This is a genomic window from Candidatus Nitrosotenuis chungbukensis (genome assembly GCF_000685395.1).
In the GTDB taxonomy this organism is placed as follows: Archaea; Thermoproteota; Nitrososphaeria; order Nitrososphaerales; family Nitrosopumilaceae; genus Nitrosotenuis; species Nitrosotenuis chungbukensis.
Map to the genome: position 1 here is coordinate 47819 of NZ_AVSQ01000002.1, position 22995 is coordinate 70813.

Here is a 22995-nt window from a genome sequence, read left to right on the forward strand (position 1 = left end):
CACATCAGTTATGTCTGAATCGTTTGTATTCAACATACTTGTAATGTTGACATCTGCTATTGTGTTGGGTGAAGCTTTCAAGAGAATAAAGATGCCTGCAATGGTAGGACATCTCTTAGCTGGTGTAATCATAGGGCCGACGTTATTGAATCTAGTCCGTACAGACGATTCATTTATGGTATTAATAGATCTCTGTGTCTTCTTTCTGATGTTTCTTGCGGGCTTGGAACTGCATCCTGAAGAAATCAAAAAGGCAGGCAAAAAAGCAATAATTCTTTCTCTGTTTGCATTTACAATTCCGTTTGTATCTACATTTGGCCTGATGCAGTTACTAGAACAATCTATGGTGTCTTCGTTATTTATTGCACTGACGCTTGCCATTACGGCAGTACCAGTAAGCGCAGTTATCTTAATGGAATTCGGTCTACTAAAAAGCAAGCTTGGGACTACGGTAATGACTGCAGGAATAATTAACGACATAATATCTCTAGTAATCCTAGCAATAATTTTGCAGATGGTAGCTAACGGTGATGATGGAATTAATGGAGTCAATGTGAGCGAAATTGTGTTTTCGACTGCCAAAATTGCTGCATTCGTAGGCGGGATATTCCTGCTAGACTTTTTACTTGGCAAAATCAGACACCTGATTCCTACTAAGATCTCGCCACTATTTTCAAAATTAAAAACAAAAGAGTCAAGCTTTGCAATTTTAATCATAGTGACTTTTGCAATATCACTGATTGCAGAACAATCTGGACTTCATTTTGTAATTGGCACGTTTTTTGCAGGATTGATAATCTACAGAGATGTCATTGGGAAAGAAAACTTTGAAACCGTTAATGATGTGTATTCAAAGATTACTTTTGGTTTCTTCTCTCCCGTATTCTTCGCATTCATCGGAGTTGAATTATACGCTCAATCACTTTCGCCTGTCCTTCCACTGTTTTTGGCATTATTGGGAGTTGCAATCATTGGTAAAGTTGGGGGAGGATTCATTGGAGCTAAAATTGTTGGATTCTCAACTGTTGAAAGCAAAACGATAGGATATCTTATGAATAGTAGGGGAATGGTTGAATTGGTTATTGCGATTATTGGACTTGAGGCAGGCCTGATAGATCATACCATGTTTTCAATTATAGTGGCAGTTGGATTTATCACCACAATTCTTGCCCCAATTCTCTCAAGAGTCTCACTTAAGCATTCAAAGGACAAAATTGCGCAAGAGTAAATCACGTCCATTCCAAGCAATAAAGATAGTGAATCGAGCGAGTCTTGAGGAGGAATTGAGACATTTGTGATCGAACCAATCTCGGTTAGGAATACGTTAAACTTGGCAATTACAAACCCGAGTCCAATTAGGACTATGCAGGTTCCAAGCCATGTAAGAAACATCCGTTGGTTTGCAAGAGGTTGCTGTGATCTGTCAAGATTTTTTTTCGTCCATACGACACTACACATGCTTGCGAGACAGGCCAGAAAGATCTCGTTCGAGAAACGTACTATGCTCGCATGATTTTGCCAGTTCGCGCACGTTTTTAGCAATGTTCACTACCAAGTGTTTTTGTCTGCGATGAATCTGGGCAATCGACTTTTCCGAGAGCTGCTCCAAGCCAGATACGGAAACTGATTGCTGTTCAAGCTTTTTTATTTCCACGTACATATTTCGCAATAGTTTTTTTTGTTCCACTTGCTTTGCCCTAATCTGTTTTTTCAATGAATTCTTTAGGCGGATATCCACGCCGCCGAATCGCTTTTTGTATTCTTTGTTTATGAGTATTGGAAATGGGCTTATTTCTATTCCCTCTGCAAGCATTCGGAGCTTGTTGTCTGGAAGTTTCGACAACATATGTTTCAGATTTCGTTCTGTTTGCTTCATGTTTTCTCTTATTCTAAAATGATACTTAACTGTTAACAGATTACCAGACATCAGTGATGTTATTTTTTAAATAACAAGCAGTTAGGCCCAAAGGGCTTCATCGTACTGAGGGTAGCGAAGCCCAAACTACGGCAGAAAGTCATCGGTGGGCTTAGAATACACCTACACATTTTTTATTGCAAATTTAGAATAGTGGTCTTTGTTTTATCATCAGATTAAAAAGCATGAAACAATCACCAACGGTATGACAAAATCTCTGGATAAAACACTGGAAGCATTTCAGAATGTAGAAGATGCGATAGTAGATATCAAAACACAGAGAAACGTCATGACGGATAAAACCAAGATTGCAGATTACGACAAAATACTTGTCCAGCTAGAAAAGGCGTCAGAAGATCTGATCAATGCGATTGTGATATTTCAGAAACATGAAGGGTCTCTGTAAAAGCCTCGATTGTTCCAAGATAATTGCAGTTCTTACACTTGTAGAATATTGTTCCGTTTGAGTGGCTGACAAACTTTTGCGGCTCTGCTTTTGAGCAATGTGGTCTTCTCAAGTCGTGCCTTGTTTCCATGCTGTACATATACAAAATTTGTATAAAAAGATGTTAGTAACATAACCAAGAAAATTTTATGGGCCCAAAGGGCTTCGATCCCTTGGCTCACCGGTTATGAGCCGGTTACTCTACCAAGCTGAGTTATGGGCCCCAAAAAACAGATTTCTTTTGCGTATAAAAGTTATAGAGCTCGGCAGTAGTTTTCGTAACAGCTGTCAAGCAGATGGTTTTGTGCAGACAGGGATTTTTCTGCCACACGGATCAGTTCATCGTGTCTTTCTTCAGGTATGGCATCGATTATGTTTCTCCATGTTGCCGCATGTCGTATGTCTGCCTCCATGTGCAGCCTAAAGTATTCGGTCGCCTCGCTTGCAGTGATGCTGTAGAATTTTTCCAGCCCCTCCAGCTTTGTGTGGCTTATTTTTGGAATTTCTTTTTCAAACGCATACATTGCGACTGCGCCAGATTCCAGATTTGTGATTAACTGAGATAGTTCAGATACTGCACTGTTTGTTTTCTCCAGCCCAGAATAGTTTACAACCTCGGTGTCATTGACGCCCAAGGAAACTGCAAAGTTTATCCACGGTTCTAGGTGCTCTGCCTCTTCTGCCTGGTTTTCCTTGATTTCGGTGACTAGTGACTCTGGGGCAAATGACGCGATCGTCCCTACAAAGCCCGGGACTGCCTTTACCATCTGAAAGTATTCTTTTGAGTATCCGGCAAGTGAGTCAATTGAGAGCTTTCCATCGCTCCACATTTGGTAAAACGGGTGTTTTAGCAAGCTTTTTTCTTCTATGATATTATCAATTTTTTTTGAAAGTGAGTTCATGTGGTACTGATGTTCTGCCGATAAAAAAATCTTTCATGTTCAAAACGATTTTAAGGACTCGATGCGGCGATGCAAACGGGCTCCTGTGGTGTAGTCCGGTCAAGCATGTCGCCCTTTCAAGGCGGAGATCCCGGGTCCAAAATCTTATGATGGAAATCCCGGCGGGAGCACCTACAACTATTAATAATCTCAGGTGAGAGGAAAACTTGAGCAGTTTTTTGGATCGAAAAAATCTGAAAATAAATCCATTATTTGAGACGTATAAGGAGTATATTACAAGAATTGATCACGCACTCGAATCAGAGCTTGCACTGTATTCGCAGTCCGAGTTTATGCAGCCGCTCAAATACGCAATTGACGGCGGCAAGAGAATCAGGCCGCTGATTCTGCTTCTTTCCGCAGAATGCGTCGGAAAGATAGACGAGCGCGCATACATTGCGGGATGCGCAGTTGAATTCTTGCACACAGAGTCAGTCATACACGATGACATCATCGACAACGAGACGTCAAGGCGCTACAAGGATCCGTTCCACATCAAATACGGGTACAACACCAGCATTCTGACTGGCGATTTTGTCCTGGGATTAATACTAAACATTTCATCTCGACTAAACGACCCGCGAGTCACAAAGGACCTGGCAAACACTGCGATGCTGATGAGTGAAGGCGAGGTCATAGAGACAAGGCTTGAGACAAGCGAGGACGTAACGTTTGACGACTACCTAAAGGTCATAGAGTACAAGACTGCCGTTGCCTTTGAGACAGCCGCAAGGCTTGGCGCAATAATCGGGGGCGGTGACGAAGAAAAGATAATGGCATTATCAGAGTATGGAAAAAACATCGGCATCGCATACCAGATAAGAGATGACCTCATAGACTGGAAAAACGAGGACAAGCTGTTCAACTTGCTTGTGAAAAAGAGTGCAGACCCCCGCGACGTTTTCAACCACATGGAAAAACTGCTAAAGGATTATGCAGACAAGGCAAACACTAGTTTGCGAAAGATTTCAGAGAGCAACGCAAAATCGCATTTAGAGTTCCTGCTGAAATTTACTACCCTGAAGGTGTAATCAGGGCGCTAAGCGAAGGCACCGCAGTCTTTGTAAAGTCAATTATCGGATCCGGATAGACTCCTATTCCGACTAGGAAGATGATTGAGAATATCATCACTGCAATTATTGACTTGGGCTCTGCGATTCTCTTTTCTGTCTCCCCTTCAAAGTACATCTTGCGAATTATCCAACCATAGTAAGCCAGAGAGAGTGCGCTGTTTAGCACGCCGGCTATTGCAAGCCATGGGGCCCACGACGGCACGCCAGTGTCAAGCGCTGAGCCAAAGAGCATCAGCTTGCTCCAGAATCCGGCTGTCGGCGGAACGCCTGCAAGCGCAAGCAGAGATATTACCAAACCAATTGATATGATTGGCATTTTCCTGCCAAGCCCCTTTAGCTTGTCGATGTTCGTTATGCCAAGTGCGACTACTATTCCCGCAATTGCGATAAATGCAGCACCCTTCATGACTGCATGGTTTAAAATGTGAAACAGAGAGCCCTGGATTCCAAGTATCGTAAACGGTGCGACTGCCAGGCCTATGAGAATGTATCCTGCGTGCCCGATGCTAGAGTAAGCAAGCATTCTTGAGATGTTCTTTTGCATTATGGCTGCAACGTTTCCGACAGTCATTGTCATTACCGCGATTACTGCAAGCGCAAACGACCAGTCCAGGTTCAGCGCCACAGTTCCCATTATTATTACTCTGAGTGCGGCTGCAAATCCTGCCTTTTTGGTTCCTGCTGCAAGCAGCGCAGTTATGGTAGGAGGTGCGCCCTCGTAGGTGTCAGGAAGCCACATGTGGAACGGGACAAGTCCCATCTTGAATCCAAATCCCGCAATGAACATTCCCACTGCCAGTATGGCAAGCGGCATCATCTGCGGATCCAGAGTTGCAAGGCCTGCTATCACGACTCCGATGTTTGTAGAGCCGGTCAGTCCGTATACAAGCGAGATTCCGTAAACTATGATTGCAGACGACAGTGCGCCAAACAAAAAGTACTTGAGTGCCGCTTCGTTTGAGCTTGGGTTCTTTTTCATGAATCCCGCAAGGACGTATGTCGGGATGCTCATCAGCTCCCATGCGACAAAGAGCATTACCAAGTCAGTCGAATATGCGACAAGCACCATTCCGATTGTGGATAGCAGTATCAGGGAGTAGTAGACTGCAGGGTGCGACTGGCCCCTCATGAAGTTAAACGAGCCGACAGTTGTCATGATTGACACGATTAGCATTGCGATTGCAAACAGCGCGCTAAACGAGTCGTTTGCAAGTACATCGCCTGAGAACAGCGCAGACTGTGGTATCTGGTTTGTGAATACCTCGTATACTACGTATCCTATCGATGCGATGAGTGCGCCAAATGCGATTGCGCCGTACAGCGAGGACGAGCCCTTTTCTTTTCTCAGTATGCTAATTACCGGAAGAATCATTCCGATTGTTCCAAGTATCGCTATTAGGATTACCGGTGGAGAAGTTATTTCGATCATGCCATGTCTCCTAAATGAACAAAAACAGGACTACGAAAAGTATTCCAGCTCCAAATACGTAAAGATATGATTGTGCAACGCCAGTCTGAGTCTTTTGCACTACTTTGGCACTCCAGCCAACTGCGCGCTCGACTCCCATGTTCATGCCGGCGTCAATTGCTGTCTTTTCAAAGTATCTCCAGACTCCCCTTGCCAACCAAAGCGGCGCTACGACAAAGCACCAGTATACCATGGCGTTGAGGTACCATCTGTTTAGTATTACCTTGTGAAGAGAGTAAAAGAAAATGTTAGAGTTTACAAACTTGACTGGGTCTACAAATCTTCCGATATAGAACACGTACCCAAGGCCTGCACCTATTGCAAATGCTGCAAGCGATGCGCCAAGTGCGACGGGGTTGATTCCCTCAAGGAACGGAATTCCAATGCCGGACTCTGCTTCCACGTGCGCAGACTCGATGTGGAACGTGTGTGCAAGGTATTCTGTGAACAGTTCGTGAATTCCATGTTCTGCTGTCAGTCCAATTACTCCGATTCCAATTGTCAGCGCTGCAAGTATTCCGTATGGCACCCACATTGAGAGGGGCGCCTCGTGCACGTGGTGTCCTTCTTTTTCCATGTGCTCTATGTGCTTGCTCTTGTCTCCAAAGAAGACCATGCCGATCATTCTTGTTGTATAGAATGCGGTGATTACCGCAGTGAGTACTGCTATTGCAAATAATGGCAATGCCCACTCGCTTCCAGACTCGTACACTGCTGCAAATATTGCGTCCTTGCTCCAAAATCCAGTAGTGATAAACGGCGCGCCCATCAGGCCAAGCCCTGCTGCCCACATGAACGCGTATGTCTTTTTCATGTGCTTTCGCAGGCCGCCCATGTCAGTCATGAACCTAGATCCCACAACGTGTAGAAGAGATCCTGCTGCCATGAACAAGGAGGCCTTGAACATTGCATGTGAAATCAAGTGGAAGAATCCTGCAGTGTATCCGTCAACGAACTGCTTTGAGAGTCCTGCCACGCCAAGTGCCAGCATCATGTAGCCAATTTGAGAGCCAGTCGAATACGCAAGTACCTTTTTGATTTCAGGATTTACCATTCCCTGCGTTGCAAGCAGTATCGCAGTTATTGCTCCAACCCAGGCTATCACCATGAAGAACTGGTCCAGTGCAAATCCGGCTGCTGCCAGCGCAAAGAACAGCGGCCCGATTCTTGCAACCAGGAACACTCCTGCCTTTACCATGGTTGCTGCGTGAATGAGTGCAGATACTGCAGTCGGGCCAGTCATTGCCTCTAGCAGCCACTCGTTTAGCGGGAACTGGGCGGACTTGCCGATTGCTCCGCCAAACAGCAACACTGCTGCAGGTACAAGCAGGCCTTGGGCCTGCATTGAGGTTGCCCATGCGGTGTCATGCATTAATTCCCTAAATCCAAACGTTCCTGCAAATGCAAATATCAAAAACATGCCAGAGAGCATCATGATGTCTCCTACTTTGGTCATGATGAACGCCTTCATTCCGGCGTGTGTAGGGGAGTAGTAGTCCATCAATCCAAGCACCTTCCTTCCTTGAACGCCCACGTGGTCTTTGGCCTTGTCACGATACCAGAACCCGATGAGGGCATATGACGCAAGGCCCACTCCCTCCCATCCAAAGAACATCATTAGCAGGTTGTCTGAGAGCACGATGATTTGCATCGATCCGATAAAGAACATCATCCAGAACCAGAACCTGACAATGTCCTTGTCCCCTTTCATGTATCCTGTGCTGTACACTATAATCAAAAACGCAATCCAGCCGACAACGTTTGCCATTATCACTGCAAGAGGATCAGCTAGGACTCCGGCCTTGATGCCTATTGACGAGATCCAGTTTACCTGGTCATGCACTTCCTGCGCTTCCAGTGCCCCCGGAAGAAGTGACACTGCGCAAAGCGCGCTGGCCAGTGCAAATGCTATTGCCACCCAGCCAGTTGCCCTCTTGGAGGCCTTGCCCACTGCAGGCAGTATCAGAGCTGCGACAAAAGGAAGTATCCATATTGCCCAGGCTTGTAGTCCGAGGTCAAGTGATAATCCAGGTATCAGTTCCATGTTATGCACCCAAAACTCCCTTCATATATGGAATTATGTCGTTAAAGAAAATGTCAGGATACAGGCCAACAACTATGGTAAATCCTGCAAGCACCATCATTGGGGCAGTCATGTACCAGCTTGCCTCCTTGACGTGAGAAAGATTTTCTGGAAGCTTTCCAAAGAACACCCGCTTTAGCATCCACAGCATGTAAGACATTGTAAGTACGGTTGCCACAAGGCCGAGTCCGAACGTGACCATTCTTAGGACAGAGCCGGTTGCCGCGTGATCCTTGATTGCAGTTTCCAGTGCGCCGTAGAACAGTGTCCATTCTCCCATGAAGCCGCTAGTTGGCGGAACTCCTATGATTGTGAGTGCGCCTATAACGCCGCACACTGCGGTGATTGGCATTTTTCCTGCCAGCCCGCCAAGCTTGCTTAGGCTTCTCGATCCCACTTGGACTATCAGTACGCCGGCAGTCATGAAGAGGAGAGCCTTACCAAGTCCGTGGGTCACATACATCATCTCCGCTCCTGCAAGTCCCAAAGTAGAGTAAGAACCGATTCCAAACAAAATGTATCCCATTTGAGATATGCTAGAATATGCCAGCAGCCGCTTCATGTCGTCTTGCATGAGTGCCATCGCTCCGCCGTAAATCATGGTGGCAAGGCCCCATATGTGGAGCCAGAGGGCCATCTCAGCATATTGGTTTGGCAGAAATTCAATGATTAGTCGAAATATTCCGTATGCTCCGATTCCGATCATCGCAGGAGACAAGAGCGCACTGATTGGTGTCGGTGCGGCGCCGTGGACATACGGCAGCCAGATGTGGAAAACAAATGCGGCAAGCTTTACCCCAAGTCCGATTACTATTGCAACTGCGGCAAGCATCACGACATCTGACGGAATCTTTGATTCCTGTATCGCCGTAAAGTCAAAGCTTCCAACGTTAAGTCCGATTGTCAGAAATCCCAGCAGCAGCACCACTGCGCCCGCATGGGTCCAGAATAGGAACATCAGCGAGATTCTTCGTCTCGGCCCGTCTCCCCAGAATGCCACTAGGAAGAAACCGGGGATCAGCATTACCTCAAAAAATATGTAAAATTCTATCAGGTTTGTTGCAAGGACGGTTCCAAGCATTCCCATTGCAAATACGAGATACAGCGCAAAGTACAGTCCTGACTGGTGGTTCACATAGCTTGTCATGGCAGATGATTCCACTAGTGCAGTGGACTGGCCGGCTCCAGATTCGCTGGAATGGTCGTGCGCGTGCTCCTCGAAGAACTCTTTGAACTTGTGTATCATGTATGGCTTTGAGTACAGTGCGAGAATTGTGCTTAGCACGTAGATTATTACTGCAAACGGAATCGCAAGACCATCCAGTTTGAAGCCGAACTCTCCGAAAAGCTTAGTCCAGGTATAGTGTTCCTCGTAGTTTCCGCTCAGTGCGACGCTTATCACAAGGAACGTGCAGTAGAGGAGCAGTCCGAATGTAAACCAGGTTGCCGCAGTCGGGCCTACCTTTCTTCCAAGGATGTATGCTACTGGTGCCAATAACAATGGCAGGAAGACTGCCTGAAGTAATGCAAATTCCATTAGCCCTTCAAGCTCCTAAATTCTGCAATGTCCACGTTCTTGTACATTCTGTATGCTACTATGATCAGTGCGAGCCCGACTGCCACTTCGGCTGCGGCGATCGCGATTGAGAATAATGCAAACGTCTGTCCCTGGCTGTTTGGGATGAATCGTGCAAATGCAACCAAGTTAAGGTTTGCTGCGTTGATTATGATTTCAATTGCAAATAGCATGCGGATTGCATTTCGCTTTACCGACACGCCGTAGATTCCAATTGCAAGCAGTGCAATTGATATAATTACAAAGTCAATTAGTTCGTTGGTCATCTTCCATGTCCTCCCTTCTTGCAAGTGTCAGCGCGCCAACTACAGACGACGCCAGAATTAATGCCATCAGTATCAGTGCAGGCCAGTAATACGTGAGAAAGTCCGCGCCTATTGTTCTAAAGTCAATTGGCGGCGCATCGGTTTGAATTGTCTTTATTCCGGAGCTTAAGATTATTGCTCCAAGTGCCACCATCATTATCAGCATCAGTCCGATTCCAGCGTATCTTCTTCTCGGATCCTCTACTTTGGTGAAGATGAGCTGGCGCCTCACAAGCATAACTGTGAACAGTATCAGAACTGCGATAGAACCGATGTATACTGCGATTTGGAACATTGCGACAAACGGAGAGTCAAGCAGCAAAAAGTATCCTGCGATTCCCCCGAGCGTTCCCATTAGCGAGATAGAGCCGTAAATCAGAGAGCGCACTTCAAGTGCGGCAATTGCAGAGCCGATTGTCAGAACAGATATTGCCAGAAACACCGAGTCAGCCATGTGTCGCACCCCTTGCATCAAATACGATTTCTGCGTCTTGCTGCACGTACGGCTTTACCTGCAGCTGGGCAGGCGTGTAGATTAGCGCCTCTTTTGTAAATGATGATAACTCGTAGTCGTTTGTCATGTATAGCGCATAAAATGGGCATGCGTCAACGCACAGCCCGCAAAAGACGCACTTGCCATAATCGATTTGCGGCATTATTCCCTTTTTGTTTTGTTTCCAGTCCTCTTGCACTTTGACCATGCCGATTGCCTCTGCCACTCCCTCGCATGCAATGGCACACAGCTGGCACCCTGTGCACTTGTCGTGGAACAGCATGTGCCTTCCCTTGTATCCTGCTATTCCGACACCGGTTGTTGGATCAAACTGGTATCCGTCCCCTACAAACTTTAGTTTTTGTTCTGGGTATCTGAGTGTGAATCGCTTTACGGCAAGATGCTTTATTCCAGAGTTTAATGCTTTGATAATTCCAGTAGCTGTTCCCATTTACAATATTCCCCCTGGACCTAGTACTCCTGCATACAGCAAGCCGAGTGCTATAAAGATGTTAACGAAAGACAGGCCGATTAATTTGTACCATCCAATGTGCAGCAGAAGATCAATTCTGATTCTTGGGAACACACCCCTTGGAAGCAGTATGACAAATATGACGCCCATTGTTTTTATCACGAACCAGAGAACGTCGTTGAGCATTTGCTGATCAAACAGGGGCAGTCCTGGCAGGTGCACAGTTATCGGCCCCATAGTTATGCCGTTTGTGATGATTTCTTCTGGGAACGGCGGCCACACCATTGGTCCGTGCCATCCGCCCAGGAACAGCACGACAAACAAGGCTGCAAACGCGTACAGCTTGACGTATGATCCCAGCTGGACCAGCCCGTACATCATTCCTGAAAATTCGGTGAGCCATCCTGCGACGATTTCGCTTTCTGCCTCCGGGAGGTCAAATGGAATTCTTTCAAGTTCTGCTAAAATGGCGATAAAGAACACGATTGCGCCTATCGGCAGGAAGACAATCCACCAGTAGGTATCCTGGCTTTGGACAATTTCTGTCAGGTTCAGCGTGCCGGTAAGAATTACGATTCCAAGGACTGACAGAATTAGCGGGATTTCAAACGAGACCATCTGGTGCAGTGCCCTCAGTCCGCCGATGAACGGGTACTTGCTGTTTGCAGACCAGGCCGACAGGACTGTGATGACGGGGAAGAATCCAATTACTGCAAAGACTGCCAACAGCCCAACATCTACGTCTGCAACGACCCATCCGCCGCTTGCAACCGGGATTAGAGACACAAATGCAGCCGCGGTTGCTACAAAAAGCACCGGCGCTGCCCAAAATATCGGCTTGTCCGCTTTTGCCGGAATGATGATTTCTTTTGATATCAGTTTTAGCCCGTCTCCCATGAGCTGCAATATTCCCTCCACCTTTCCACAGTAGAACGGCCCTACCCTGAGCTGTAGCTTGGCAAGCATTTTTCTTTCGATAAAAATCGTTGCAGCCGCAAGCAGTGCTGCAAATCCAAATCCTGGAAATGCAGTTATTCTAAAAAAGTCAGAGTGGATAATCGATTTTAGCATCGGGATCTGCCTTGACGGATCAGCCAGGGTGGTCAGTGCAAGGTATGGGTCCAGGAGCTTCTTGCCATTGATTACAGGAAGCTCGATGTAGAACAAGAGTATCATTACAAGCGGGATTCCAATTAACGTAAAGAGAGTAACTATCCAAAACACATTATCGAGAATGGACTTTAGGAAATAGCTGAAGCGGAACTTTGGTGCAATGGCGGACATTTATCGGTCAGCCTCCACCGGCCAGTAGTTAAGACTCCAATAAACCGCTGGCATGTTTCCTAATTTTTCTCCCTTTAGCAGGTACGGCATGCAGATCAGATTCCTAAAGGAGCCAACGCTCATCTTGACTCGGTATGGTTCTGGCTTGCTGCGTGAAACGATATAGCATCCAAGTGAGCCGCGTCCCGATTCTACGCGCTTGTAGACTTCGTCGTTTCCTCCCTTTGGATTTGGCTTTAGCTTTACTCTGACGGAGCCGGACTTGGGCATTTTTTGCAGCGCTTGTCTGATGATGTTGCAGCTTTCAAGCATGTCAAGCCATGGGATTTTTGATCGTGCATAGGAATCGCCGTCCTTTAGAACGTTAGAGTGGACATCAAGTTCGCTATATACGTCGTATGGCTCTTTTTTTCTCAGGTCAAAGTCGACGCCGCTTGCGCGCAGAGTAGAGCCCGTTGTTCCAAGGCGTATGGCGTCATCTCGTGACAGAACTCCCGCCCCGCGTGTTCGAGATATCAGGATTGGGTTATCGTAAAATATTGCGGCGTATTCCTTGATTCGTTTTTCAAAATAATTGACGCGCTTGAGACACATGTCCTCAAAGTTTGCAGGAACGTCATTTCTTATTCCGCCTGGGACAAAAAATGCGTGCGTCACTCTGGCACCTGTCATCTTTTCCAGGAGGTCGATGAACAGCTCTCTGTCGCCGGCTGGCCACATGAACATCGTAGAATGCCCAAGAAATATTCCGTATATTGCAAGCCAGTATTGGATGTAAACGCACCTGTTGAGTTCAGACGCTATTACCCTGAGGTATTGCGCTCTTTCTGGCACCTCGACACCGAGAAGCTCTTCTACTCCCAGGCAGTACGGGTACAGCACATTACAGGAATCATGAATTACAGGCCTTTCAAGGTGGGGAATGTTTTGGATATAGTTTCTGTACTCTGCCATCTTCTCCTCCCCCCTGTGGACATAGCCAGGATCTGGATCGCATGATACGATATAGTCGCCGTCGACTTTGATTACAAGCCTCATGTGTCCGGAGCCAGGATGCTGTGGGCCTACGTTGAGCGTCATGATGCGCTCGTTTAGTTTCTCCAATTGCAATCCAGGCGGTAGCTGAGTGGTCATCTCTATCTTCCCTTTATCTTAAAGTCCTTGCGCATTGGTGGTAAGTCTGCCCAGTCTTCAGGCAGGAGCAGTCGTCTATTATCTGGATGATTCTCAAAGTAAACTCCCAACATTTCAAAACACTCCCTTTCGTGAAACTCTACGCTGTAGAATATATCTCTAAGACTTGGCAGGCGGGTGCTGTCGTTTCCAGGGTTCGGGTTTTCCTCGCGGGGAGCTCTTGTTGCCAATGTCAAAACCTGCTTTGACAGCTCGGGATCGGTGTAGGATCCAAGGTGATACACGACCTCGATTTCTTTTTGATCAGGATAGTCAACGCCGGTTACGGATTCTGCATGATCGAAATGGATCTCGTCCCGGAGGAACCTTGCCACGTCAAGCACGTCTTCTTTCTTTACTTTTACTCGAATTCTAGTCGGCTTTACGAATTCAATTGCAACTTTTGAGCTAAACTTACCCTCAAGCTTGTCAGCTATTGATTTTTCAAATTTTGGCAGCTCCTTTTGAGGTTGTGCTGTTGCTACTGGTTTTGTTTCGGGGGATTCTGGTTGGCTCATGAGGATTTTCTACCTAGCCTTCATCCTTTTGATTTTTTCTTGTAGTAGCATACATCCTTGTATGAGGGTCTCAGGTCTAGGGGGGCAGCCTGGGACATACACGTCGACGGGAAGTATTCCGTCGATTCCCGGCAGGACGTTGTACGAGTCAAAGTATAATCCGCCAGTAATGGCACATGCGCCCATAGCGATAACGTATTTCGGCTCTGGCATTTGATCATATACCAGTCTGAGTCGAGGCGCCATCTTTCTCGTGATCGTTCCCTGTACCACGACTAGGTCACATTGTCGAAGGGATCCAAATGCTTCAATGATTCCAAATCTCTCGACGTCGTATCGTGGGCCTGACGCGGCGCCAAACTCCACACTGCAGCACGCAGTCTCGATGTGCACAGGCCAGAGCGACCACAGCCTGCCCCAGTTAATGGCGTAGCCCAGCGGCGCATCTATTGCCTTGACTAGGATGTCTCCCAGCTTGCCGACAAACACGTTTGCGTTCTGCGGGGTTATGAGTTCCTTTAGCAAAGTAATCCCTCGCCTCTGCTACTTTGGATATGAGTAATAAAATTTACCATATGTTTCGCCTCTTTGACTGATAGAGTGCAAATGCCATTGCCGCAAACATGATTCCCAAAAACGCAATAATTGGCAAAGTCGCAGTTTTTGGAAGATTAAGCAACGTGCTTCCCCAAGCATACAGGAAAATCGACATTACGTCAAAAACAACAAACATCAAGACATACGCATAATATTGCATCATAAAGTGAGTTCTTCCTTCGCCTTGAGGTACCTGGCCGCATTCCATCGGAAGGAACTTTACTGGATTGCTTCGCCTCCGTGGCGAAATCATACGTGATAACAAGAGTGCCGGCCCTACTGCAACTATAGCAAATCCAAACATCAGAAGAACATGACTAAAGTTAGCAGCATATTCCCCAACCAAATCAGCTTGACACCCTATTGATAATATAAAAAGCTATGCAAAAAAAATGCACAAAAAAACGCGATCTAAATTATGATCTCATTATGATTGATATATGACAAAACCAAGTTGTAACTCATGGCCGTAAATATTGGCGACAGAGCTCCGGAATTTGAGCTTGTTGATACAGAATTAAAAATGAGAAAACTGAGCGAGTTCAAAGGCAAAAAAGTAGTTTTGTCATTTTTCGTAGCTGCAAGCTCTCCTGTGTGCACCACGGAAATGTGCACGTTCAGAGACAGATGGGGCGAGATATCAAATCTCGGTGCCCAAGTGATTGGAATAAGTAACGATGGTCCATTTGCAAACAAGGCTTTTGCAGAAAAATTCAACCTCAACTATCCAGTTCTTGGAGACTACAAAAGCAAAACAATTAGAGACTATGACATACTGATGCCAGATCTTTTGCACGTCAAGGGATACGATGCAGCAAAGCGCTCTGTTTTCGTATTGGATGAAAACGGAACCGTCAGGTACAAGTGGGTCTCGGAAAGTCCTCTAGTTGAACCAAACTATCAAGAAATAATTGACTTTCTAAAGAAAGGAAATTAATTTTTCTTTATTTTATTCTATTTCCGCCAAGATGTCGTTTTTAGCAACGGACATTCCGCCTTTGACTTTGATCTTTTTGACTACGCCGTCCTTGTGAGATTTGACTGAGACCTGCATCTTCATTGACTCTAAAACGCACACGACGTCGCCTTTTTTGACATTTGTGCCGTCTTCTACATTTACCGAGACAACCTTTCCAGGTATCTGGCTTCGCAGACTTGTTTGCGCATCTCCACTGTCGGCACCGCCGGTATTTTTGTAAACAATTTCAGCAAACTTGGAATTCGTGTTTATTTTCATGGGAATTCCGTCAACTACCAGATTCATCTGGGCAGTCGTGTTTTCAAGATACTTGACTTTGTGGTATTTCTGATCCAAGATGAATTCGATTCCTCGGGAATTCATGCTGAGAACTTTGAGCTGGTGCTCTTGGGAATCTATCTTAATTACGTACTCGTTGTTCCCCAAATTTTTGAGGATTTGGCCCTGAAACGTTCCTGTGACATCTTCTATTTTGTATTCCATGTCATCAATCCAGTTTATTTTTCCATGACGAGCTTCCAGTTGGCGAACTCTTTACCCTGCTTTTGAGATATTCAGAATGCATTATGGCTGCAGCGAGTGCAGACTCTTTATTTTCAAGTTTTTCGTCTTTGATGTCTTGGGTCAGCTTGTCAATGATTCCGTATCTTTTCAGAAAGTCTGTTGAAAGATTGCCTTTTTTGTACTCGTCTGTCTTGAGAATTGTCTTGTAAAGTGGAATCGATGTCTCCACGCCCTGAATGTAGAAATCATTTAGCGCGTTGAGCATTCGAGTTCTTGACTCTTCAAAGTTCTGCCCCCACGCGCAAAGCTTTGCCATGAGCGAGTCGTAGTATGGCGAAACGGTGCATCCAGAATACAGATAAGTGTCACAGCGAACCCCAGGACCTGACGGAATTGTGACATCGGGCACGGGGCCAGTAGACGGGGCAAAGTCCAAAAACGTGTCTTCGGCGTTTATTCTGCACTCAATTGCATAGCCGTTCATTTTGAGATCTTTTTGCTGGAACGGAATCGGCTCCCCGTTTGCAATATCAATTTGCAGTTTTACAAGATCCAGCCCAGAAACAAGTTCTGTGATCGGGTGCTCCACCTGCAACCTGGCATTAATTTCAATAAAGTAAAATTCTCCGTTGTCAGCCCTCAGAAATTCCGCCGTTCCAAGATTCGTGTAATCGACTGCCTCAGCTGCCTTGACTGCCAGCTCCCCGATGCTATCCCTCGTTTTCTGATCAACTACCGGCGACGGCGTTTGCTCGATGAGCTTTTGGTTGCGCCTCTGAATGGAGCACTCCCTTTCAAATATGTGGACTGCGTGACCGTGCTTGTCTCGGGCCAACTGGTATTCAATGTGGCGGATTTTTTCAAGGAACTTTTCAACAAGAATTGCCGATTTTCCAAATGCCGCTATCGACTCGCCAGTTACTGTTTCAAACGCCTCGCGCAATTCCTTGTCAGTGTTTACGAGTCGGATTCCCCTTCCCCCTCCGCCATAAACTGACTTTAGCAGAACTGGGTATCCGATTTTGTTTGCAATGTTTAGTGCCTCCTCGACGTCTTTTACCAGGTCCGGGCTTCCAGGGATGGTTGGGATCTTTGCTTTTAGCATTGCAGACTTGCATCTCATCTTGTCGCCGCAAAGGTCCATGGACGCAGATGACGGGCCGATAAAGTTGATCTTGTTATCCTCACAAAGTTTTGCAAAGTCAGAGTTCTCAGAAAGAAATCCGTATCCCGGATGGACAGCATCTGCACCAGATGCAAGAATCGCTTCCATGATTTTTTCCTGGTTCAGGTAGCTTTCCTTTGGAGCTGCCTTGCCGATATGATACGATTCGTTTGCCTGCTTTACGTGCAACGAGTTGTAGTCCTCATCAGAATAGACCGCGACTGTTTTGATGCCAAGTGCCTTGCACGTCTTGATCACCCGTAGGGCTATTTCCCCCCTGTTTGCGATAAGGACTTTTTTTATCATATTAATCACAAGTTGATGTTTCCGTGTTTTCGCGGAAGCTGTCTGTCTCGTTTGTTTACAAGCATTTCAAGCGCTTTGATCAGCATTGGTCTTGTTTGGGCAGGATCGATGACTGCATCGACTGAGCCGGTGGATGCCGCAACGTAGGGGTTTGCAAATTTCTCATTAAACTCAGCCGTCAGCTGCTTTTTGAGCTCGTCTGGGTTTTTTGCCTTGTCAAGATCCTTTTTGTTCATGATCTTAACTGCGGCCTCCGAGCCAAGCACTGCTATCTGTGCAGTAGGCCACGCATAGTTGACATCGGTTCGAAGGTTTTTGCTGCCCATCGCAATGTAAGCGCCGCCGTATGCCTTTCCAATTACCAGAGTTATTTTTGGAACGGTTGCCTCGCAGTACGAGTAGAGGAGTTTGCTGCCGTGTCGAATTATTCCGTTGTGCTCCTGGTTTGTTCCCGGCATGTATCCTGGAGTATCAACTAGTGTGATTATTGGGATTCCATAGCAGTCGCAGAACCTGATGAATCGTGATGCCTTGTTTGAAGAGTCGATGTCTAGCGCGCCTGCAAGAAAAAGCGGCTGGTTTGCGACAATTCCAACTGTTCTTCCGTTCATTCTTGCAAATCCGACAACTACGTTAGGTGCAAAAAGCTCGTGGATTTCAAAGAAGGTATGATTGTCAACAATAGAGTGGATGATTTCTTTCATGTCGTATGGCTGAAGAGAGTTGTCAGGTATTTTGTTTATCAGATTGTGATCCATCCTGTTTGGATCGTCATCATTTGCAACTATCGGGGGCTCTTCTGCATTGTTTGACGGGATGTATGAGAGCAGGGTTTTGATTTTATCCATGCAGTCGTACTCGTTTTTTGCAACAAAGTGAGCGACTCCGCTTTTTGTTCCGTGCGTCATCGCACCGCCGAGATCCTCAAACGACACTTCCTCCCCAAGGACTGTCTTGACAACTTCGGGCCCGGTGACATACATCGTTCCGGCCTTTTCCACCATGATGACAAAGTCAGTCATTGCAGGAGAGTACACGGCTCCGCCTGCAGACGGCCCGATGCTTGCAGTGATTTGCGGAACCACGCCAGACGCAATCTCGTTGTGGTAAAATATGTCTGCAAATCCGTCCAGACTCAGAATTCCCTCCTGAATTCTCGCGCCGCCAGAGTCGGCGATTCCAATTATCGGGCAGCCGGTTCGGGTTGCATGGTCCATGACCTTTGTTATTTTTTTGGCGCCCATCTGACTTAGCGTGCCACCAAGAACAGTAAAATCATAAGCAAACACAAAGACCTGTCGTCCGGAAATTGTGCCATATCCGGTAATTACGCCGTCAGTGAAGAATTTCTTTTTCTGCATATCGTATTCATAATAATGATGAGTCACAAGGGAGTCAAGCTCGGTAAAGCTGCCCTCATCCAGGAGCAGGTTGATTCGTTCCCGTGCGGTGAGTTTTCCCTTTTCGTGTTGGGCCAGTATCTTGTCCTGTCCGCCACTTGCAAGCGCTGTGTTTTGTTTTTCTAAAAATTTTTCAATCTTATCAGAATGCATGTAGCCCCGCAACAAATGGCGCAACGTAGGCTATATTAATTTTAGAACGGCTATTCTGTAATTTTGTCCCGCCCGCCTTTTGCGGTTCTAAAGACGTTCATTCCAATGTTAAAATTCTCATATAGGCAATCAAGGGTTTTTAGATCCTCTTCGGCCTGGCGAATGTCGGCAGTATTTGCTTCAGGATCGCTTCTTAGCCGATCTAGCCTTTCCATTTTTTCTTTGAGCAGATCCGTTATTCCCACCTCGTAGTTTGAGGTTCCCCTGAATTCCGGACTGAGAATGTGTGCCGGTTTGTAGGGCGGTATCTGGTATGGCATTTCCTGCTCGTTCTTTTTTGGCTCAATCTCAGTCATTGATTTGTTCGATTAGATGGAATAATTTTAAGCTTCTATCAGATGGCGGATTGGTGTTACTGGTGTTGGATTTTTGGAATCGTTATGGTAAATGTGGTAGGGTTGTTTTCTACCCTGATTGAACCGTTGTGCTCATCGATGATCTTCTTGCATATTGACAATCCAAGTCCGGTTCCACCCCTTTTTGTTGTAAACAGTGGCTCGAAGACTTTGTGCATGTACTGGTCTGGGATCCCGGGGCCAGTATCTTTTACTGTGATTACAACGTCGTCATTTTGCTCAAAGGCTTGAATCGAGATCGTTCCGTTGTCGTTCATTGCCTGGATGGAGTTTAGAATTATGTTTGTAAATATTCGCTGCATTCCAATTTTATCACATAGAATGGTGACGTCATTTGTCGGGAGCTCAATTGTTATGTTTTCAGGCTTTTCTATGTAGAAAAGCGACTCTTCCAGTATTTTCAATATGCCAATGTTTTCAATATGCAGTGAGCGCTCCTTAAGAAAATGCAAGACGTCGTCAAGCTGGGTAGTGATTCCGCCTACGGCCCTCTCCATTCTTCCAAGTGAGTCAAGCAGTATCTTGTCCTCCTGTTTTGAGTAGCGCAATTTTAAAAGATCCACCTGCACTTTTATCACAGATAGCGGATTTCTTATGTCGTGTGCCATCTTTGACGAAAACTCTCCAACTATTGAAAACTTGTCAGAGCTGGAGAACTGGCTTGTTTTTCTGTTAAACTCAGTCTGTAGCAGGGATTGTTTTTCCCTTAAGAGCTTTTTTGCCTGGTCCAGGCTTTTTGATTGCTGCTGGATTAGTGTTTGAATATCTTTTATCTGCTTTTCCTCTTCCTTGATTATGTTGTTAATGGTAACAATCCTATCTTGCTTTTTGTCTATATCATCAATTGAAACTTGGTCGTCTGGGCTTTTTGTCAGTTTATCAAATTCCTTATGGTCAGGGCCCTGATCTCTTGGATGACTTTCCAGGTCTGTTTCTGCGTTTTCAGATGGGGATTTTGAAAAATATATCATTCTTCCTTTCTTGTCAGGCAAATCCGTCTCTGTGTTTTTACGAATGAACTTTGTCAACAAGAATTGGGCATTTTAGAACATGATAACCAATAATCTGTTTGAATCAGATAAGCTTGCTTTAAAGACCAACCGGCGTACCGGACACGCCAGTCATGGTTTTAAACAAAAGGGGTTTGGCTATGGCTTCATCAGGATCTTGCCAAAGACGTTCCCTTTGAGCATCTTTGTGTGCGCATCCACCGCGTCCTCAAGCGAGTATACAGAGTCGATTATTGATCTGATTTTTCCCCTTGACATCCAATGCATTGCCTCCTCCAGCTCCGCCCTTGTTCCCTGCGTTGAGCCCAAGACGTTTGTTCCCTTGAAAAAGATGTGCCTTAGATCAGTCTGCACGTCATACCCGGTGGTGGCACCAGTCGTTACCAGCGTGGCGCCGTACTTGAGAAGTGTAAGCTCCTTGTTCCAGTGCGAGCCCCCGATGTGCTCAAAGATGACATCGATTCCCGGCGGCTCGTTTTTCTTTTTTGCCAGTTCCTTTGATATTGAAAATACCTCTTTGTGCCAGTCGTCCTTTCTGTGATCAACTGCATAGTCTGCTCCAAGCTTGAGGCATTTCTCAAGCTTGTCAGAGCTTGCGGTGCTGATAACATCACAGCCGTACAGTTTTGCAATTTGAATTCCAAAGGTTCCCATGCCGGATCCCCCGCCCATTATCAGGACGGTTTGGCCTGGTTTGATTTTTGCGCGGCCCACCAGCATGTGCCAGGAGGTAGTGAGCACCATCGATGCGGCAGCTGCCTCCTCATAGCTGATGTTGTCTGGAATTTTCACCACGTTTACTTCGGGAAGGTGCGTGACTTCGCAGTATCCACCCCACAGGGGCCCGGTCTGAAACCCCCAGACCTTTCTTTGTTTGCAGTCGTATTCCCGGCCACTTGTGCACGCCCTGCAGGTTCGACATGAAATGTTTCCGTGCGACACGACCCTATCTCCTACTTTGATGCCAGTCACGTCTTCTCCTATTGCCACCACCTCGCCTGCCGCGTCCGTGCCCGATATGTGCGGCATCGGGATTTGGATCGGCTTTCCCCTCATGCCCCAGATGTCATCATGGTTAAGGCCGGCAAACCTTACCTTGAACACAACCTCGTTTGATTTCGGCTTTGGTTCTGGAATGTCTTTTATCTTGAGGATTTTCTTGTAATCGTCGTCTGGCGCATATTCTTCGTATACTAGTGCCTTCACAACAGGCATAGTTTAGCAATACAATTTTTGTCTATTGCTTTGTGCTTAGCAGTGCAAAGTTGTTTTTTACGGCACCCTGGTACAGCACAAAAGAGTCCTTCGAGTCGCCGCATTTTTTGCATATGCAAAGCCCGGAAACCAAATCGCGGTCACAGTCGTCCTGAAATTCGCACTGCAGGCAGCCTGCCTGCCCGCCACACACTATGCACTTTAGCTCCTTTACTTCTGTTGATGCGCATCTTTCGTGTTTTACCCCGAGCCCCTTTGCCCAGAGCCCGGTTTCGTTTGCTTCGATTTTCTGGTTGCATACCACGCACGTCCCAGGAAACTTCATCGCAATTTTGCGCCAGCTCATTTTAGCAGTGCCATCTCCTTTTCCAGGATTTCGTTGTATTCTGGATTGATTTCAAGTGCAAGCTTTTTGTTTTTCATGCAAAACAGGATGTACGGAAAGTAAAACGTGGCAATAGCGCTCTGCGAGACATGGAATTTTTTTGCAAGCACCGATGCAAGCGATTTGATTACCTTTCCGTCCCACCTTATCTTGTTGAGGAGCGGCCACGGGAGGTTATACTGCGAAAACTGGACTTGGAGGTTTTCGCCGTGCAGTTTGAGCAAAATGTTGTCAAGGTATCGGAGTAGCCGCCATTCCTGCGTCCTCATTATTTTTCCATACAGGACGTCTGCTTCAGACAGGACGTCGAGCATTTTTGCCAGGTCTTTACTTGGGAGACTGCTTGTTATTATGCTGGAATAAAACGCATTAATTTTTTCTCGCGGATCTATTCTTAGCGAATACAGAACTATTCGCGCCTCTTCTTTTGACTTTGCCTTAAAGAACGCGTTTACCGCAGGCTCCACGTCAAGCGTCTCAAACGACTTGTCTGTCGGAGCGTCAAATCCAGTCACCTGCGCTTGCGTCAGGTTGAGCATTGAGCGAATGTCCCCCCTAGATTCGGTGATCACTTTGATTATGGATCCGGGACTAAGTTTCTCCCCCTCGTCCCTTAGGACTTTTTCAAGGTACAGCCTCAGCAGTCTTGGCGGCACTGGCTTTAGGTAGATTGTCTTTGTCGTCTTTTTGATTGCCTTCATTTTGTCGGATTGATCAGAGTTTGCGGCAAGGATTATCGGGATTGTCGGCTCTTTGAGTATTTTTAGGAGCGCCTCCACGCCGCCAAAATCGGAGCGGCCGTGAATCCCGTCCACCTCGTCTATGAAAATAAGCGATTTGCCAAGAAGCGTTGTGTTTCCCAAAAGAGGGGTCAGAATGTCCTCAATGTTTGTCTTGTTTCTAACGTCGCTTGCGTTTAGTCCCACAATGTCATATCCAAATTCTTTTGCCGTGATCCACGCAAGCGTTGTCTTCCCAATCCCGGGCGGCCCGACTAGGAGAATAGGCTTTGCGCCCTTTTTCCACTTTACAAGCCAGTCCACAAACGAGTTTCTTGCTTCCTCGTTTCCAACCATGTCAGAAATCTTTTGAGGCCTATGCTTTTCAGACCACATCATT

General features: G+C 46.3%; 26 protein-coding genes and 2 tRNA genes. 5 read left to right on the plus strand and 23 right to left on the minus strand.

Annotated elements, in window-relative coordinates; genetic code table 11:
- Positions 1-10 precede the first annotated feature (10 nt).
- Positions 11-1228 (plus strand): cation:proton antiporter, encoded by a 1218-nt coding sequence (locus NKMY2_RS00335; protein ID WP_042683592.1) that lies wholly within the window; start codon positions 11-13, stop codon positions 1226-1228.
- Here the strand turns inward: NKMY2_RS00335 and NKMY2_RS11075 are convergent.
- Together NKMY2_RS11075 and NKMY2_RS00340 are read right to left on the minus strand one after the other, a co-directional pair.
- On the minus strand, positions 1117-1458 hold the full coding sequence (locus tag NKMY2_RS11075) for a DUF202 domain-containing protein (RefSeq protein ID WP_076613352.1): 342 nt from the start codon (positions 1456-1458) through the stop codon (positions 1117-1119). The genes NKMY2_RS00335 and NKMY2_RS11075 overlap by 112 nt on opposite strands.
- Positions 1451-1876, minus strand: a complete 426-nt coding sequence (locus tag NKMY2_RS00340) for a hypothetical protein (RefSeq protein WP_042683593.1) — start codon at positions 1874-1876, stop codon at positions 1451-1453. Before NKMY2_RS00340 ends, NKMY2_RS11075 begins: the two co-directional genes overlap by 8 nt.
- A 244-nt stretch (positions 1877-2120) precedes the next feature.
- Between NKMY2_RS00340 and NKMY2_RS00345 the strand changes: the two genes are divergently transcribed.
- Positions 2121-2321, plus strand: a complete 201-nt coding sequence (locus tag NKMY2_RS00345; protein WP_157832400.1) for a hypothetical protein — start codon at positions 2121-2123, stop codon at positions 2319-2321.
- Positions 2322-2510: 189 nt separating this feature from the next.
- Here the strand turns inward: NKMY2_RS00345 and NKMY2_RS00350 are convergent.
- Both NKMY2_RS00350 and NKMY2_RS00355 read right to left on the minus strand, forming a co-directional pair.
- Positions 2511-2584 (minus strand) — tRNA-Ile (locus NKMY2_RS00350).
- 30 nt (positions 2585-2614) lie between these two features.
- Positions 2615-3262 carry an iron-containing redox enzyme family protein gene (locus NKMY2_RS00355; RefSeq protein WP_042683595.1) on the minus strand — a complete coding sequence of 216 codons (648 nt, stop codon included), beginning with the start codon at positions 3260-3262 and terminating at the stop codon, positions 2615-2617.
- Between the two features lie 79 nt (positions 3263-3341).
- Here NKMY2_RS00355 and NKMY2_RS00360 point away from each other — a divergent pair.
- Positions 3342-3432, plus strand: a tRNA-Glu gene (locus tag NKMY2_RS00360).
- A gap of 48 nt (positions 3433-3480) precedes the next feature.
- A complete protein-coding gene (locus tag NKMY2_RS00365; protein ID WP_042683596.1) occupies positions 3481-4332 on the plus strand; it encodes a polyprenyl synthetase family protein in 852 nt (283 codons plus the stop codon).
- Here the strand turns inward: NKMY2_RS00365 and NKMY2_RS00370 are convergent.
- Genes NKMY2_RS00370 through NKMY2_RS00420 form a run of 11 tightly spaced genes read right to left on the minus strand, consistent with a single transcriptional unit; the run spans position 4316 to position 14647 of the window.
- Positions 4316-5803 (minus strand): NADH-quinone oxidoreductase subunit N, encoded by a 1488-nt coding sequence (locus NKMY2_RS00370; RefSeq protein WP_042683597.1) that lies wholly within the window; start codon positions 5801-5803, stop codon positions 4316-4318. The two genes, NKMY2_RS00365 and NKMY2_RS00370, sit on opposite strands and share 17 nt — an antisense overlap.
- A gap of 10 nt (positions 5804-5813) precedes the next feature.
- Positions 5814-7886 (minus strand): NADH-quinone oxidoreductase subunit 5 family protein, encoded by a 2073-nt coding sequence (locus NKMY2_RS00375; protein ID WP_042683598.1) that lies wholly within the window; start codon positions 7884-7886, stop codon positions 5814-5816.
- A 1-nt stretch (position 7887) separates the two neighbouring features.
- Positions 7888-9462, minus strand: a complete 1575-nt coding sequence (locus NKMY2_RS00380) for a complex I subunit 4 family protein (protein WP_042683599.1) — start codon at positions 9460-9462, stop codon at positions 7888-7890.
- Positions 9462-9767: an NADH-quinone oxidoreductase subunit NuoK gene (gene nuoK, locus NKMY2_RS00385; protein WP_042683600.1), complete on the minus strand. Its 306-nt coding sequence runs from the start codon at positions 9765-9767 to the stop codon at positions 9462-9464. Before nuoK ends, NKMY2_RS00380 begins: the two co-directional genes overlap by 1 nt.
- A complete protein-coding gene (locus tag NKMY2_RS00390) occupies positions 9748-10260 on the minus strand; it encodes an NADH-quinone oxidoreductase subunit J family protein (RefSeq protein WP_042683601.1) in 513 nt (170 codons plus the stop codon). Before NKMY2_RS00390 ends, nuoK begins: the two co-directional genes overlap by 20 nt.
- Entirely contained in the window at positions 10253-10750 is a 498-nt protein-coding gene (locus NKMY2_RS00395) for an NADH-quinone oxidoreductase subunit I (protein ID WP_042683602.1), read from the minus strand. The genes NKMY2_RS00390 and NKMY2_RS00395 overlap by 8 nt, the downstream gene beginning before the upstream one ends.
- Positions 10751-12055: an NADH-quinone oxidoreductase subunit NuoH gene (gene nuoH / locus NKMY2_RS00400; protein ID WP_042683603.1), complete on the minus strand. Its 1305-nt coding sequence runs from the start codon at positions 12053-12055 to the stop codon at positions 10751-10753. It lies immediately after the preceding gene.
- A complete protein-coding gene (locus NKMY2_RS00405) occupies positions 12056-13189 on the minus strand; it encodes an NADH-quinone oxidoreductase subunit D (RefSeq protein WP_042683604.1) in 1134 nt (377 codons plus the stop codon). It abuts the gene before it with no gap.
- Between the two features lie 2 nt (positions 13190-13191).
- The gene (locus tag NKMY2_RS00410; protein WP_042683605.1) at positions 13192-13746 is read right to left on the minus strand and encodes an NADH-quinone oxidoreductase subunit C; all 555 of its coding nucleotides are present in this window, start codon (positions 13744-13746) and stop codon (positions 13192-13194) included.
- Between the two features lie 9 nt (positions 13747-13755).
- Positions 13756-14271: an NADH-quinone oxidoreductase subunit B gene (locus NKMY2_RS00415; protein ID WP_042683606.1), complete on the minus strand. Its 516-nt coding sequence runs from the start codon at positions 14269-14271 to the stop codon at positions 13756-13758.
- Positions 14272-14314: 43 nt separating this feature from the next.
- Positions 14315-14647 carry an NADH-quinone oxidoreductase subunit A gene (locus tag NKMY2_RS00420; protein WP_042683607.1) on the minus strand — a complete coding sequence of 111 codons (333 nt, stop codon included), beginning with the start codon at positions 14645-14647 and terminating at the stop codon, positions 14315-14317.
- Positions 14648-14806: 159 nt separating this feature from the next.
- Here NKMY2_RS00420 and NKMY2_RS00425 point away from each other — a divergent pair, with 159 nt between their 5' ends.
- The gene (locus tag NKMY2_RS00425) at positions 14807-15280 is read left to right on the plus strand and encodes a redoxin domain-containing protein (RefSeq protein ID WP_042683608.1); all 474 of its coding nucleotides are present in this window, start codon (positions 14807-14809) and stop codon (positions 15278-15280) included.
- A 12-nt stretch (positions 15281-15292) separates the two neighbouring features.
- Here NKMY2_RS00425 and NKMY2_RS00430 read toward each other — a convergent pair whose 3' ends face one another.
- The 8 genes from NKMY2_RS00430 to NKMY2_RS00465 all read right to left on the minus strand — a co-directional run bounded on the left by NKMY2_RS00430 (position 15293) and on the right by NKMY2_RS00465 (position 22991).
- Positions 15293-15805 carry an acyl-CoA carboxylase biotin carboxyl carrier protein subunit gene (locus tag NKMY2_RS00430; protein ID WP_042683609.1) on the minus strand — a complete coding sequence of 171 codons (513 nt, stop codon included), beginning with the start codon at positions 15803-15805 and terminating at the stop codon, positions 15293-15295.
- A 4-nt stretch (positions 15806-15809) separates the two neighbouring features.
- On the minus strand, positions 15810-17297 hold the full coding sequence (locus NKMY2_RS00435; protein ID WP_042683610.1) for an acetyl-CoA carboxylase biotin carboxylase subunit: 1488 nt from the start codon (positions 17295-17297) through the stop codon (positions 15810-15812).
- A 5-nt stretch (positions 17298-17302) separates the two neighbouring features.
- The gene (locus NKMY2_RS00440) at positions 17303-18850 is read right to left on the minus strand and encodes an acyl-CoA carboxylase subunit beta (protein WP_042683611.1); all 1548 of its coding nucleotides are present in this window, start codon (positions 18848-18850) and stop codon (positions 17303-17305) included.
- 50 nt (positions 18851-18900) lie between these two features.
- Positions 18901-19206: a hypothetical protein gene (locus tag NKMY2_RS00445; RefSeq protein ID WP_052347418.1), complete on the minus strand. Its 306-nt coding sequence runs from the start codon at positions 19204-19206 to the stop codon at positions 18901-18903.
- Between the two features lie 56 nt (positions 19207-19262).
- On the minus strand, positions 19263-20294 hold the full coding sequence (locus tag NKMY2_RS00450) for a sensor histidine kinase (RefSeq protein WP_052347420.1): 1032 nt from the start codon (positions 20292-20294) through the stop codon (positions 19263-19265).
- 120 nt (positions 20295-20414) lie between these two features.
- The gene (locus NKMY2_RS00455; protein ID WP_042683702.1) at positions 20415-21482 is read right to left on the minus strand and encodes a zinc-binding dehydrogenase; all 1068 of its coding nucleotides are present in this window, start codon (positions 21480-21482) and stop codon (positions 20415-20417) included.
- Between the two features lie 31 nt (positions 21483-21513).
- Positions 21514-21837, minus strand: coding sequence for a hypothetical protein (locus NKMY2_RS00460; protein ID WP_042683612.1), 324 nt, complete (start codon positions 21835-21837; stop codon positions 21514-21516).
- A complete protein-coding gene (locus NKMY2_RS00465; RefSeq protein ID WP_042683703.1) occupies positions 21834-22991 on the minus strand; it encodes an AAA family ATPase in 1158 nt (385 codons plus the stop codon). Before NKMY2_RS00465 ends, NKMY2_RS00460 begins: the two co-directional genes overlap by 4 nt.
- Positions 22992-22995 lie beyond the last annotated feature (4 nt).